Annotated in this window: 14 protein-coding genes and 2 pseudogenes; 10 read left to right on the top strand and 6 right to left on the bottom strand. The window is 58.6% G+C overall.

Annotation, left to right across the window (positions count from 1 at the left end):
• Window positions 1–98 precede the first annotated feature (98 nt).
• Both AC1DUP_RS28775 and AC1DUP_RS28770 read left to right on the top strand, forming a co-directional pair.
• Window positions 99–1469 (top strand): MmgE/PrpD family protein, encoded by a 1371-nt coding sequence (locus tag AC1DUP_RS28775; protein ID WP_477836097.1) that lies wholly within the window; start codon window positions 99–101, stop codon window positions 1467–1469.
• A gap of 289 nt (window positions 1470–1758) precedes the next feature.
• Window positions 1759–2550, top strand: coding sequence for an IclR family transcriptional regulator (locus AC1DUP_RS28770; RefSeq protein ID WP_113296306.1), 792 nt, complete (start codon window positions 1759–1761; stop codon window positions 2548–2550).
• Between the two features lie 41 nt (window positions 2551–2591).
• Here AC1DUP_RS28770 and AC1DUP_RS28765 read toward each other — a convergent pair whose 3' ends face one another.
• The 3 genes from AC1DUP_RS28765 to alr are packed head-to-tail and all read right to left on the bottom strand — an operon-like array spanning window position 2592 to window position 5384.
• Window positions 2592–3440, bottom strand: coding sequence for a TIGR01459 family HAD-type hydrolase (locus AC1DUP_RS28765; RefSeq protein WP_477836095.1), 849 nt, complete (start codon window positions 3438–3440; stop codon window positions 2592–2594).
• Window positions 3441–3444: 4 nt separating this feature from the next.
• A complete protein-coding gene (locus AC1DUP_RS28760; RefSeq protein WP_477836093.1) occupies window positions 3445–4305 on the bottom strand; it encodes a DMT family transporter in 861 nt (286 codons plus the stop codon).
• Window positions 4302–5384, bottom strand: a complete 1083-nt coding sequence (gene alr, locus AC1DUP_RS28755; RefSeq protein ID WP_477836091.1) for an alanine racemase — start codon at window positions 5382–5384, stop codon at window positions 4302–4304. The genes AC1DUP_RS28760 and alr overlap by 4 nt, the downstream gene beginning before the upstream one ends.
• Before the next feature lie 135 nt (window positions 5385–5519).
• Between alr and AC1DUP_RS28750 the strand changes: the two genes are divergently transcribed.
• Window positions 5520–6683 (top strand): hypothetical protein, encoded by a 1164-nt coding sequence (locus AC1DUP_RS28750; RefSeq protein WP_477836090.1) that lies wholly within the window; start codon window positions 5520–5522, stop codon window positions 6681–6683.
• Here the strand turns inward: AC1DUP_RS28750 and AC1DUP_RS28745 are convergent.
• Both AC1DUP_RS28745 and AC1DUP_RS28740 read right to left on the bottom strand, forming a co-directional pair.
• The gene (locus AC1DUP_RS28745) at window positions 6680–7696 is read right to left on the bottom strand and encodes a C45 family autoproteolytic acyltransferase/hydolase (protein WP_477836088.1); all 1017 of its coding nucleotides are present in this window, start codon (window positions 7694–7696) and stop codon (window positions 6680–6682) included. The genes AC1DUP_RS28750 and AC1DUP_RS28745 overlap by 4 nt on opposite strands.
• 163 nt (window positions 7697–7859) lie before the next feature.
• Window positions 7860–8200: pseudogene (locus AC1DUP_RS28740) on the bottom strand (D-amino-acid oxidase); the annotation flags it as partial.
• Between AC1DUP_RS28740 and AC1DUP_RS28735 the strand changes: the two are divergent.
• From AC1DUP_RS28735 to AC1DUP_RS28725, 3 genes and pseudogenes are all read left to right on the top strand, one after another.
• Window positions 8191–8391, top strand: a pseudogene (locus AC1DUP_RS28735) (DUF3363 domain-containing protein); the annotation flags it as partial. The pseudogenes AC1DUP_RS28740 and AC1DUP_RS28735 overlap by 10 nt on opposite strands.
• 27 nt (window positions 8392–8418) lie before the next feature.
• A complete protein-coding gene (locus tag AC1DUP_RS28730) occupies window positions 8419–8661 on the top strand; it encodes a type II toxin-antitoxin system Phd/YefM family antitoxin (RefSeq protein ID WP_477836086.1) in 243 nt (80 codons plus the stop codon).
• A gap of 2 nt (window positions 8662–8663) precedes the next feature.
• Complete coding sequence (locus tag AC1DUP_RS28725; protein WP_113308562.1) at window positions 8664–9104, top strand: PIN domain-containing protein; 441 nt, start codon at window positions 8664–8666, stop codon at window positions 9102–9104.
• A 24-nt stretch (window positions 9105–9128) separates the two neighbouring features.
• Here the strand turns inward: AC1DUP_RS28725 and AC1DUP_RS28720 are convergent, their stop codons facing one another.
• Complete coding sequence (locus AC1DUP_RS28720) at window positions 9129–9293, bottom strand: transposase (RefSeq protein WP_477836196.1); 165 nt, start codon at window positions 9291–9293, stop codon at window positions 9129–9131.
• A 597-nt stretch (window positions 9294–9890) separates the two neighbouring features.
• Here AC1DUP_RS28720 and AC1DUP_RS28715 point away from each other — a divergent pair.
• From AC1DUP_RS28715 to AC1DUP_RS28700, 4 genes are all read left to right on the top strand, one after another.
• On the top strand, window positions 9891–10619 hold the full coding sequence (locus AC1DUP_RS28715; RefSeq protein ID WP_113308560.1) for a helix-turn-helix transcriptional regulator: 729 nt from the start codon (window positions 9891–9893) through the stop codon (window positions 10617–10619).
• Between the two features lie 75 nt (window positions 10620–10694).
• Window positions 10695–11324 (top strand): acyl-homoserine-lactone synthase, encoded by a 630-nt coding sequence (locus AC1DUP_RS28710; protein WP_477836083.1) that lies wholly within the window; start codon window positions 10695–10697, stop codon window positions 11322–11324.
• 13 nt (window positions 11325–11337) lie between these two features.
• Entirely contained in the window at window positions 11338–11547 is a 210-nt protein-coding gene (locus AC1DUP_RS28705) for a hypothetical protein (protein ID WP_113509317.1), read from the top strand.
• Between the two features lie 294 nt (window positions 11548–11841).
• Window positions 11842–12288 (top strand): helix-turn-helix transcriptional regulator, encoded by a 447-nt coding sequence (locus AC1DUP_RS28700; RefSeq protein ID WP_113296186.1) that lies wholly within the window; start codon window positions 11842–11844, stop codon window positions 12286–12288.
• Window positions 12289–12783 lie beyond the last annotated feature (495 nt).

Genomic DNA, 12783 nt, shown 5'->3' with positions numbered 1-12783 from the left:
ACTCCTGATTTCGTGTTGACAAGCTTAACATCCATAATATGAATTTAAACATTCATAATAATTCTGGCAATTGGGCTCTAACTGAGGATGTTCGAAACTTGACTACTACCTGTGAGAGTAACCCGCGCGAGGAGACGGCCTTCGTGATCGATCATCTCGCAACAATGAGCGCGTCCGTTTCGGTCGCACCGGCCCACGTGCTGGACGCTACCCGGCGAACGCTTGTCGACACGATCGGAGCAGCAGCAGCTGGAGCTGCAACCAGAGCTGGACAGGCCTCGCTGAAAGGCGTCCCGCTCATTTGGGGATCCGGAGACTGCGGTATCTGGTTTTCCAGGCGGCGCTCAACCGCTGTCGGAGCCGCCTTCGTCAACGCCACTTACGCGGCAGCGCTCGATCTTGACGACGGCCACAGGAAGGCCTCTGGCCATCCGGCCGCTGCCATCATTCCTTCCGTACTGGCCTGCGCGGAGCACAACGGAGCAGGCGCGGACGCAGTCCTCACCGCCATAGCAATTGGATACGAGGTGGCAGTCCGTGTATCGAGCTCCCGCGAAATCAATGCGCTTCGAACCACCGACAGCGGTCTGTGGTGCGGATACGGCGTCGCGGCGGCAACTGCGTGGCTCTATGGGGTTTCCGCGGACACCATGAGCCACGCGCTCGCGATCGCCGGCCAGACATCAACGTCTCAGGCTGCGACCGGGTTCACCCGCATCGGCCATACAGTGAAGGAAGGCATACCGTGGGCGACGGCGAACGGCATCCAGGCCGTGATACTGGCCAATGCCGGTCATCGAGGACCGGTCGATATGCTGGATGACGCCGATACTTACGCCAGGAAACACCTTGTCGGCGCACCGGAAGGCGCATGGGCGATCGAGAGTGCCTATTTCAAGCTCTATAGTTGTTGCCGCTGGGCGCATGCTGCGATCGACGCGGCGCTAACCCTTCAGGTTCGCATGTCACTAAGCAGCTGCGACATCGACACGATCCTCGTGGAAACCTTCGAACGGGCGCTGTCCTTGCCCAACCTGCCGGACCCCTCCACGAGCGAGGCCGCGCAATACAGTATCCCCTTCTCTATCGCGCTGGCGCTCGTACATGGCGAACAAGCGCTGCTGCCACTGAAGGAGGAACATCTCTGCGATGCCTCCGTGGTGGCGCTCGCCCGGCGTATCAAGCTTGTGAGCTCCAAGAATTATGAGCATGTTTTTCCGGCATCGACCCCAGCGCGCGTGACAATCGTGGGGAAAGGCCAGCTCGACCAGCAAGAAGTGCTGTCACCGCGAGGGGAGCTGCTGAACCCACTCACCCGTGATGCGCTTGAGACCAAATTCCTGGCTCTCATGGAGAAATCGCCTTTTGACGAAAAGCAGGCCATGGCATTGCTTGAGGCGGCAGGCCGGCTGGGCATCGATCGTGAGCCCTCCGACCTCTATGCCGCCCTGAGAGCAGTGGAGCCATAGTCGCCTTCGGTTTGTTCTGATTGCCGGGTTGAACACGGCGGCCAGAGACAATTCTCATGCCGCCGCCTTTGGCCCGCTTTCAACAAGCAGAAAATCGATAAGACCACTTCCTGGAGGGATTGTACATCGAGTTTCTGGGTCTCTCTATCGCTCTTGAGGTTCGGCATGCTCCTTTTGGCGCTACAGGTGCTGACGCACGGACCTGGTGCGCCTGGCGATGTCCTCACAAGCGTTTACAACAGCGCCGTGTCGTATAAGGAATCTCACGGAATGTGGAATGAGGACCGACATGGCGAAGGAAGATGTCACGGCGACCGGCACGCAACTGCTCGATAGGGCGGTGGCGATCCTCAAGCTCCTGGGCGAGAGTGGACAGACTGGACTGACCATGACATCGATCGAAGAGGTGATGGGTCTAAAGCAGCCGACCGTCCACCGCATCGTCACGGCGCTCGAACGCCACGGGCTTGTTGACCGCGAACGGCGAACCAAACGCTATCGGCTTGGTCTTGCGTTATTTGCGATGGGTGCGACGGCCGCCGATGGAACCGGCCTGCGCCAGCTCGCCCGGCCTGCCCTGATGCGCCTTGCCGCAGCAACCGGCGATCCGATCTTCCTAATGGCCCGCTCCGGTTTCAACGCAGTCTGCGTCGACCGTCAGCAGGGCACCTATATGATCGATAGTCTGACCGGCCATGTCGGTGGCCAGATCCCGATGGGCGTCGGCCCGGCGAGCCAGGCAATCCTCTCGTTCCTGCCCGAGACAGAGATCGATATTGTCCTTGCGACCAACGAACCGCTCTTCAAAAAATACGGCGGCTTGACCGTCCGGAAGGTCAAAGACGACATCAAAAAAATCCGTGAGACCGGATTTGCCCTCGACGACGGCGAGCTTGTCGCAGGGATTTCCGCGATCGCCGTGCCGATCCTGCCGCCCGGCCGCGACGCTGTCGCATCGATTGCGATCAACCTGACGAGCGCGCGGCTGACAAGAGAGCGTATTCCCGAGCTTGTCAGCCTGCTCTCACGTGAGGTTCAGGACATCGAAGCTCAGCTCAATCCGCTTGAGAGCGGAGTTTGAGCGCCATATCTTCTCCTAGATCAGTGCCGCGACCGTGACGGCTAGCCAAGCGACGAAAGGATGAAATTGGGCTCGACGCCGTGCTGCCGGAAGAGATCCCGGAGCATCAAACGGTCCATTTTACCGTCACGGGTCAGGCAGTTCTTGTGGACGCCTGTCAGCACGAGTGCAGTATCGAGACCAGCTCGCTTGCCGCCGACAATATCGGTCGCGACGCTATCTCCAATCGCCAGAGCCTGCCCCTCAGATAGGCAGAGAACCTCCAACGCCTTTGAGTAGGCGGCCTGGTAGGGTTTCCCATAAGAGATAACGCGCCCTCCAAGCATTTCATAGTCGCGCGCGAGCGCACCCGCGCAGATAACCTTCCTGTCTCCGACGAGAACCTCGAAGTCCGGATTGGCACAGATCATCGGCAGCTTGCAGGCAATGCCGGCATGAAGAAGTTCACCTGTCATCGTGCTCTCTTCGGGCCATCCGGTCGCAAGTATGAAATCCGTCGTCTCTATCCTCATCGATGCCTTCATCGGCAGCCCCGACAAGAGACCGGCCAACTCCACCGGTCCGAGGTGAAAATAGCTAGATCCTGCTGGAAAATCGGGAGATTCGGTGAGCGCCTCATAAACCAGTTCGCCTGATGTGATCAGCCCGCGATACATATCGCGTCCGATCTCCATCGCCTCCAGGCGTTTGGCTACCTCTTCGGATCGTCGGGGCGAGTTGGACAGAAGGCAGGTTCCGATCCCCTCCTTTCGGAGTCGGCGAAGGGTCGCGCATGCCTCCGGGAAGGCCGAGACCCCGTCATAGATGACCCCGAATACATCAAGGACTACGCCTCCGTAGGGCCCGACAATATCCGCCAGTGAGATCATTTCCGGCATGGACTCTGCCACAAGCTCATTCCTCCGTTCGAACCGTTCGTTCTTTTGGCGCCGTCAGATGGACGATCACTGCCACAAGGATGATGCCCCCTCCGACGATCGTCTGCAGGGTCGGCCTTTGATCAAAGGCGAGCCAGACCCACAGCGCTGACAAAGGAACTTCACAGAGTGACAGCAAGGCTGTCTCGGGTGGCGGGAGCAGACGTGCACCTTTGGCATAGAGGATCAGGCCGAACGAGATTTGGAAGAGAGCAAAGCACGCAATGACGAATGCCTGTTTGGCGTCGAGAGCGAGGCTCGGCGCCATGGCCGCGCCCGCAAGCATGGCAATTGCGTTCGAAAGCCCGACCATCGGAAGGACCGAAAGGACGTTCGAGCGCTTGAAGGCGATCGTCATCAGGGCCATGAAGATCGTCATCATCAAAGCCAGCCCGTCGCCGGCCAGTCGTATGCCCGAGGATGCCGAGCCCGCAAAGATGATGATCGCGCCGAAGGCTACCAACAAGCAAAGGCCGACTGTCCGGCGGTCCACCCGTTCCGCGAGGATCAATCCGGACAGGATGACCGTGGTCAGAGGCAGAGCGCCGTGAATAACAGCAACGTTTGCAACTGATGTCAGTCGCAGCGACGGGATGAAGGCGAGCGTTGCTGCAGCCGAGAGAATAGCCGCGAGGAGACCCGCGCGATCGAAGCGCAGACGCGCGAGCGACGTGGGCTGCATCGCGATGAAGATTGAGGTGAAGCCCAGTGCAAACAAGCTCCGCCAGAACAGGATCGCCCATACATTCATGTCGAGAAAGCCTATGAAGAAACCAGCCGTGCTAAACAGGCCGGCGGCGAGCAGGATGGACAGCCTTGGCGGCAGTTCGAGCCTCATGCATCCTTCCCCTGCTCAATGGCCACGTAAGAGCGGCGGCAGGCTGCACCGACACGCAGCATCACTTCCTGCGCAACAGTAGCGCCAGCACGCGCCATCGCATCGGCAGGCCGATCTTTCGTGATCAGCTCGACCCATTGTCCCGGGTGGCAAAGCTGATCTGGTATGTCCGTCAGATCGATCGCAACGTATTCCATGGCAACTCGGCCCACGAGCGGTGCAACGTGGGATCCGATCTCCACAATCATTCTGTTTGAAAGAGACCAGGCCAGACCGTGCGCGTAGCCGATGGAGAGGATACCGAGACGTGTTGGCCGGCTCGCGCGAAAGGTGCTTCTGTAGCCCACAGTAGCGCCCGCGTGAACGTGCCTGACATCGACGAGACAGGCTCGCAGCCTGAGGACATTCATAAACGGATTGGGGACAAGGTCTGTGGTGTTCAGGCCGTAAAGGGCTGATCCAAGACGCACGAGGTCGAAAAGGTAAGCCGGGCCAAGGAACAATCCTGCCGATGCTGCGAGACTGCGCCGCGTCGGGCCTAGCAGCGCGGAAAAGCAGACGAACCTGTTTTTCTGCAGCTCGTTGAGCGTATTAGCCGGCTCGTCGGCGCATGCCAGATGGCTCATGACCAATAGAGGTTGAGGAAGAGATCGGTGGATGAGGCTTCGCACGTCGGAAGGTCCTAGTCCGAAGCGCGAAAATCCGGTTTCAAGATTAAGTGCGTAGTCACAACGTCCTTCCGCTGCTGCGACTGCTTCTGCCAATGTGTTGCATACCGGAACAAACCGGTTCTTGCGGCAGTGCTCGGCATGGTCGCGCTTCATTCCGGCCAATACGAAGACGGTCTCTCCCTTCGAGCGATCACGTACACGGTAGGCCTCAGAGAGATCGGCCACGAAGAAGGTTTGACATCCGGCAGCGATCAAAGGTTCGATCAGTCTGTCAAGACCAAGACCGTAGCCATCGCTTTTGACCACCGCAGCCACGTCCACATCCGGGCCGGCGATCGAGGTCGCAATCGCAAAGTTTCGCTGGATCGCGTCCAGATCAATAATCACTTCCGGGCTGTCTGCGTGCATATGAGAAACCACCCGTAGTCGTATTTTAGTAAACATTAATTTTCAGTTGCAATTTACAACAAGCCGATCCATGATGCAATCTATTGATGTAATATTCATGAGATTAACTCATAGGATGCAAAAGGAGGAATGACCATGACAAGACATGCCGACCCCCCGAAGATGCTGATCCTCGGTCAAGGCGTTCTCGGCGGCGACGTTCTTGATTTCCTGCTGCAAAGCGACGCACCGCTTGCGCTCGTCGTTGGCGTGAGAAACCCGGAGAAGGCGCTGCACCGCGTTAATCTGGCTCGATATACCGCAATGAATCTCGGACGGTCCAAGCCGGTAGAGATTGAAGCGATCGACCTTATGGATATCGATACGACAGCGGCGGCAATCGACCGGCTGAAACCCGACATCATCTTCAACGCGACGACCTTGCACAGCTGGTGGGTCATCACCAAATTGCCGGCGGACGCCTTCAAGAAGCTTGACGAGGCCCGAGGCGGTATTTGGACGCCGATGCACCAGGTCCTCATTCGTCGTCTCATGAAATCTGTCCGAATGGCAAACAGCCGAGCGACCGTCGTCAACGCGTCCTATCCTGATGTTGTCAATGCAACGCTCGCTGCCGAAGGACTAGCGCCCGCAGTCGGCATCGGAAATATCGCAAACGCGGTCCCCGGGATCCGGCTCGCTGCCGCTCACATGCTTTCGCTAGATCCATCGTCGATCGAGGTTCGGTTCTTTGCCCAGCACTACCTCAGTTACCGAATGCCCAGCACTGGCGGGACCGATGGCGCGCCTTATCATCTGACCGTCTACGCAAACGGGCTGGAAGTGCCGAGGTCCGAGATTGATCACGACGTGCTTTTCTCACTGGTAGCAGGCCGCTTCCGTCGGCTCAAAGGGCTTGCCGGTCAGTCGGTGACGGCGTCATCTGCGACTGCGATGTTGCTTGCACTTTCAAACCGTTCCGGCCAGGTGGTGCACGCACCGGGACCGCTGGGACTCGTCGGCGGTTATCCCGTCAGGGTTTCACCGACCGGGCTTCTCATTGACCTCCCCGGTAAATTGACGCTCGAAGAGGCTGTAGACATCAACAGACAATGCCAGCGCTTCGACGGCATTGAAAGCGTCGACGACGACGGCACAGTCCGCTTTACCGGCCGATCGACCGAAGTGTTGCGCGATGTTCTTGGGTATGAGTGCGAAGCATACGGGCCAGAAGATTGTGAATGGCGGGCCGAGGAGCTCGGCGCCCATTTTGCGAATTATGCCCGCATGCATGGCATGGAGGTCGCAACCGCAGCCTAGGCCATCGCTCGGACCTCGAGCCTAAAGCGCTGGTAAGGCGCTCTGTCCGGCCGCCCGAGTGCGATCATCGCCTCGCGCCGGCGGCAGTCGAAGATGACTGAAAAGGCGGTTTCGGTATCCTCGCGCTGTGAGGCGGATTTGCATATGGCATCGGGCGCACCCGCCCTGTCCCTGAGGAGCACCTCGATATCCTGGGCGCTCTCCAGCGTCAGGCGGTTTGCCGCTCGCAGCCGCTCGCGGCTCGACGGGTAGAGCTGCGCGACGGCTTCGATGTCTTCCCATACGGCAATCGCCGGCAGGAGCGGATGGTTGGTATGACGAATGACCGGGCAAGCAGCATCCGCAACGCCGGCAGACGGGGAGATTTCCGCTACTGACAGGGAACCCGTCGCATCGCCAATGAGAAAACAGCGCCCGGCCAGATGATCACTCTTCCGCAGGACCTCGAGCGCCTCACCGACCGAACCCGTTGCGAGCATGAGGCGCCGGATCACCAGACTTGGCATCCCTTCCTGGCTTTTGTCGACAATGAGATCATTGTTGACGAAGGCAAGCCCGGCGCCATTCATGCCCACCCAGCCAAGTGTTCCCGCCGAAGCTATCGTGACGAAGGGACGGTCTGGATCCTCATGGACGAGCGTTACGAGTTCCTCGCTGCGACACGCCGATGCATCCCAGTTTTGAGCGACGAAAGTCCCATCGATCGTCTGCAGACCAGCGGAGGTACAACCCGTCTGGCCTTCGCCGAAATACTCAAAGCAGGACAGGAGATAGACGTCGAGAATATCGAGGCGGGTCGCCTCGGCGAGACCCTCCAGCTCCGCCGTTAGATCGGGCGCGACGGCACGAAGACGCGCGAAGGATTTCGCACCCATGCTTTTGGCGCGGTGCCATCGCTCCGGTGTCGTCGATCTGCGCAGCCTGGCAAAGCCCTCAAAAACCAATTGCAAGAGAAGGGAGCCCTGTTGCCGGCCTCGTTCAAATGGCGAGCCGGTCAGCCTGGTGAATGGCATTTGGGGGTGCACGCGCCGGATCCATAGATTGTTGAAACTTCACGTATCCATAATATGGATTCTTTTGCCGCACTAGCTGATGCCCGTCCCGGCTGTGCTAAACTTCGGTACATCGCTTTGGCGAGTTTCCACGACAAACGACAGCTTCCTCACTCAACCGTGATGGCTGGTCCACCATCACCCGGCTCGCCTCGGCCATCGGCGCCTCCACCACCGCATCATCGATTGCATAGCTGCCGTCGGGGCGCAGCGTCACGCCCTCGTCTGCGGCCCAATCGACATCCAGCGAAAAAGTCCCGCCCCGGGGCCGGACGAACCGCGACGCACGGCGTATTGAGCACGGCGCGCAGCGGATGGTCGAACGGCTTCCGTCTGCACCAAGAGGGCGACCCGGGTTCCGTCGCCAATGGTCTGGCCACTCTCTGCCACCATCTTCGGCACCGCCGGCCCGGTGGCGACCACCACGGCATCGGCCTCGAAACGATCGCCGCTTGCGGTCTGCGATGGTCGATGATGGTCTCGGTTTCAGCCTCGTGCCGTGGACGCCTGCCGTCGAGAAACAAATCGGCCAGCATATATCAGAGGTGGCTCGTCCGGACGGCGGCGTGGACTGGAGGTTTGGCCGCAAGCGTGGGCTTGGCTTGTCAATGAAATTCCAGCTCCTGCTTGATTCAGGCCGGCGGAATCATATATGACTATCGGTAGTCATATGGAGTAGTGACATGAAGGAAATCCAGCTCAAGGACGCCAAGGCGACGCTTTCGGCCGTGGTCGATCAGGCCGTGGCCGGAGAACCAACCGTTATCACCCGTCATGGTCGCAAGGAAGCCGTGCTGATTTCCTTCGAGGAATGGCAACGAGTCTCCAGGGTGCCGGACTTCGCTGACCTGCTTCTGGCTTTTCCCGGTGAGCCGGCGGATATTCCCGAACGGTCGCGCAAGCCCGCCCGCGAAAACGGTCTCTGATCTTGTATCTTCTGGACACAAACATCGTGTCGGCCGATGCGCCGACCAAGCGTCAGGTCGGCGTCGAGGCTTTCGCGACCTGGGTGCGGGCGCATAGCGACCGCCTCTATCTTTCGGCCATCACCATCGCCGAGATTGAGGCCGGCATTGCCCGCGCCGTCAGAATAGAAGCGACGACGAAGGCGAAGAACCTGCGCCGTTGGCTGTCGGCGGTGGAACATTTCTACGCCGGTCGGATCCTGCCGTTCGGCGTCGAGGAAGCGAGACACGCCGGTCTGATGCTCGACCGGGCGCGTGCTCATGATCCTGGCTTTGAGGACATCGCCATAGCGGCCACTGCCGCCGCGCACGGTCTCACTGTTCTGACCGCCAATGAGCGACATTTCGAGCCGCTCGGTGTGTCGCTGGCCAATCCCCTGAAGCAATTGCCCACCATTCAGTGACTGCCTGTATCCTGCCGACTGGCATCAGCAGCCTGCAAGTATTTTTACGACAGGCTTCGCCGGCCTAACGCCTGCACTGTTCGCGGCAAGAGCTGCTTTACGCCAAGCGTTCAACTGAAAGCGTGTTATCCCATGGTGACGTGCTGTTGCGGTGACCTGACGCGGGGCGGAATAACTCTCTGCCACCATTGCAAGTTTGGCCTCGTTGCTGAGCGGGGGCACGCTGCGCAACTGGCGATCGAAGAGGATCGGGCCGGCGTTCATTAAAATCGGCAAAGCGGTTCTGTAGTCGGTCAACGAGCTAGATCACTGGGATCGTTCAAATCTCGTCCTATGCCAACGCATGCGACATCTCCCTTTTTGATACCGTTGGCACCGAGACGAACGGGATACGAGCGTCTGCGAGAGCCCCCGTCCCATTAGCGGGGCAATGCCTAATGCAGCGCCCGGCTGCGAACATCGCTTCCGCGAAGCCCTTGTCGCGATCTGCATTCCGCCCGTAACCGTAGTTGCCACAGTACTCGTGATCCTGCATGCATTTCCGGAAGGCGCAAAGATCGGACGGAATACGGCGGGATGGTCACAGAACGTCATTTGCTCCAGACCCCGGACCCGTACTCCTTTCGCTGTTTTGTTCCACAAACTCACTCTTTGCATGAAAGCGTGGCGCAAATACAAATTACGGTGGTTTTATATAAAAAATACAATTATATGATGCATAACTAGTTCTGCGGAGGCCTGCGACGGCACTAAGGGTGTTGTGGTCAATCTTGAGAAGGATAGCTAGTGGATCCATTCCTCGCGGATATTTTGGTCGAGTTTCTTGCGACCAGCGACGAGATCAGAAATCGCGCCGAGCTTGTCCAGGGCATCGAGCGCGTCACATCATACCTCGGCATCGATTATGTCGCGATGGCATCCCTGCCTTTGCCGCATGAGCGGCTCGATAATTTCTTCGTATGGCAGCAATGGCCGAAGGCTTGGTTTGAACGCTATTTGAAACTGGATTATTTCCACGCCGACCCGGTCGCCAATTTGGTTCGCCAAACCGGCCAGTCGGTGATCTGGTCAAAGGCGCTGGACCAACGAGCCCTACCGGCAAAGGCCAGACGAATCATGGAGGAAGCCCGTGATTTCGGCCTCGTCGATGGCCTGACGATCCCTTTGCACTCAACAATGGGCTACGGGGGAATTTTTTCCGTCGCTGGCGCGCGAAAAGCGATGACACGACAAGAAACAAAGCTCCTAGAACTTGTTGCAGAACGCGCCTATGGACGGCTGAAAGAACTGGAGCCGATCCGGCACCCCCCTGGTCTGCCACCACACATCACCAGATCCGAAAGCGAATGCCTGACACTGTGCGTAGCCGGAAAGACCGACCGAGAGATCGGACGCCTCACGGGACGCTCGCCACGCACGGTCCAAGACCATATTCGGAGCCTGCAGCGCAAGCTGTCCGCGACAAATAGAGCTCAGTTGGTCGCTGAAGCGTTTCGCCGCGGCCTGCAGCGCTGAAAACCACGACAAATTACGGATAGTATTCCCTTATCACTGGTTGCATTGTTCGCACATGCAGCCGGAGTGAGAACTATGTTGCAAATCATCCATGAGCATGACGATCCAGCATTGATGGACCGGGTTTGGTCATTTCGCCACACCCGCTTCGTCGAGCAACTCGGATGGGAAGCGGTGCGCAGAGCCGACCGGCGCGAGCGCGACCAGTTCGATGGTCCCTCAGCAATCCATCTGATCCTCGAACATGAGAAGCATATTGTCGCCTATTCGCGCCTTCTGCCGACATCCTTCCCGTACCTCGCCGCCGAGTTTTGTCCCCATTTCGCGGCAACCCTGCCAGGGGAACGGTATTCCTTCGAATGGACCAGGTGCGCGACAGCCCGCAATGTGCCGGCCATCAACGGCATCGGCGTTTCGGACCTGCTCATGACCGGTGTCCTGGAATGCGTGCTCGCCCTCGGCGCGCGCGGCGTTGTTTTCCTGACCTATCCACGTGTCATCGCGATGATGCGTCGCAGAGGCTACCGGTTCGACCTGCTGAAGAGTGTCGCAGAAGAAAACGGTGTCCCAATCCAGCTCGCGGCCGCAAGCGTTTCATCTGACCTGCTGCGGCTGCATCGCGACAAATATCACATTTCTCAATCGATTCTCTGCTGGAGGGGCAGTTTCGCAGTCAATCGCGAATCCTCGCCCGCAGCTGCGTGAAGGAACCGAGCCAGTGGCTCGTCGCGGCAAGTCGGCAATGGATGCCGATAACGCGCGCCGTTTTATGATGGAGACCGTCCACAAGGATACGGCGCAACTACTGAAAGCGGTCGAAGAAATCTGTCGCCGCTACCCGCCGAGCAACGATTTGAATTTCGTGCGTTACCTGCTGCGCATGATCGTGATCGAGACGGACCATGCCGATCGAGCGGACAGATCATAGTGGAACAGGCCTGCATCCATGCTTCATGTTAAGGCCCGGCCTTAAAGGTTCTTTGCAAACGTGAATCGGGTTGATAGTGTACAACTCAGGCGATCTGATCGCCTTGGGGCGTGGAAACCCCATTTTGGTTGTTGTGCGCTGTAAGCGACTTCTTCGCGACCTTTAGTGGTCGGGGAGCCTGTGGAGTATGCAAGAGGCGTTCGCGCTAAAGTCCACGGGGGCTGTAACCAACGGCATTTCCAACTCCCCGGCGTTTCGGTTGCCAGATCATCTGGCCAGCGGGGAGCGCCGTACATGCAGCAGAATGCTATAGCCAGGTCATTTCCGGTCGATGAAAGTGCCGCAATTGATGAGGCGGCCTATCATGTGGTCGATGTGGAGGTTGGAAAGCGCATCAAAAGGCGCCGTCAACAACTGAAAATGTCGCAGAGCGCGCTCGGCGCGGCCGTCGGGGTTTCTTTCCAGCAGATTCAGAAATATGAGCGCGGATACAATCGGGTGAGTGCCTCCACTCTCTACGAGATGGCACAATTGCTCAGCGTTCCGATGGCCTATTTTTTTGAGGGGCTACAAAACCCTTTGTCAACTGTGAATGGAGAGCTGAATCGAAAGGCGATTCTGCGCGAAGAATTCGTCGCGACGGATGAGGGCCAGAGGCTCGTGGATGCCTTCATGGTTATGCCGAAAAAGATGAGACCGCGGTTCATATCCTTGCTGGTTGCCTTCGAAACCGGTGACTGAGCACGCCAGGACGGCCAACAATGGCCGTCCTATCTCCCCGCTGCGTGCGTCGCCAGGAATGCCCGGACGATGTCGAGCCGCAATTCTTCGACATGCTGCATCAAGCGCCCGCAGTCTTGAACTCTTCCGTTGTCTTGCCCGGAACTGCGGAGCAGCCGAAAAAAAGTTCGAGCGGTGAGAAGTCGAGGATTTCCGCAGATGCACGAAGCGCGTGGCGTGCATCTTGGCTTCGCCGCGTCGACACGGACTATTCAAGGCCGAGGGTCCGTCCTGCCCCGGAGCAATACGACCTGTATCCAGCCGATCACCAGGAGCCGGTGAGACGAAGCTTGCAGGCGACACGCGAATTGCCGATCAACCGCTTGGACAGTCTTTGGCAAGCGGCCCGCACGATGCGGCGAAGGCCATTCCCAGTTTCAGCGTCGAACCAACGTCCACCGCGGCAGCGCATAGCGCGTCGATGCCGTCGATCCGGATAGATCCTCCCTGAGCCAG

It is taken from the genome of Rhizobium sp. 01L419 (assembly GCF_056400025.1).
The sequence above is the reverse complement of the archived record's forward strand: the minus strand, read 5'-3'. Positions and strand labels throughout refer to the sequence as shown.

What these genes read in the sequence shown, in the direction of transcription:
- AC1DUP_RS28770 (WP_113296306.1), top strand. Translation starts at nt 1,759, where the DNA reads ATGGCGAAGGAAGATGTCACGGCGACCGGCACGCAACTGCTCGATAGG.
- AC1DUP_RS28760 (WP_477836093.1), bottom strand. Translation starts at nt 4,305, where the DNA reads ATGAGGCTCGAACTGCCGCCAAGGCTGTCCATCCTGCTCGCCGCCGGC.
- alr (WP_477836091.1), bottom strand. Translation starts at nt 5,384, where the DNA reads ATGCACGCAGACAGCCCGGAAGTGATTATTGATCTGGACGCGATCCAG.
- AC1DUP_RS28750 (WP_477836090.1), top strand. Translation starts at nt 5,520, where the DNA reads ATGACAAGACATGCCGACCCCCCGAAGATGCTGATCCTCGGTCAAGGC.
- AC1DUP_RS28745 (WP_477836088.1), bottom strand. Translation starts at nt 7,696, where the DNA reads ATGCCATTCACCAGGCTGACCGGCTCGCCATTTGAACGAGGCCGGCAA.
- AC1DUP_RS28730 (WP_477836086.1), top strand. Translation starts at nt 8,419, where the DNA reads ATGAAGGAAATCCAGCTCAAGGACGCCAAGGCGACGCTTTCGGCCGTG.
- AC1DUP_RS28720 (WP_477836196.1), bottom strand. Translation starts at nt 9,293, where the DNA reads ATGGTGGCAGAGAGTTATTCCGCCCCGCGTCAGGTCACCGCAACAGCA.
- AC1DUP_RS28710 (WP_477836083.1), top strand. Translation starts at nt 10,695, where the DNA reads ATGTTGCAAATCATCCATGAGCATGACGATCCAGCATTGATGGACCGG.
- AC1DUP_RS28700 (WP_113296186.1), top strand. Translation starts at nt 11,842, where the DNA reads ATGCAGCAGAATGCTATAGCCAGGTCATTTCCGGTCGATGAAAGTGCC.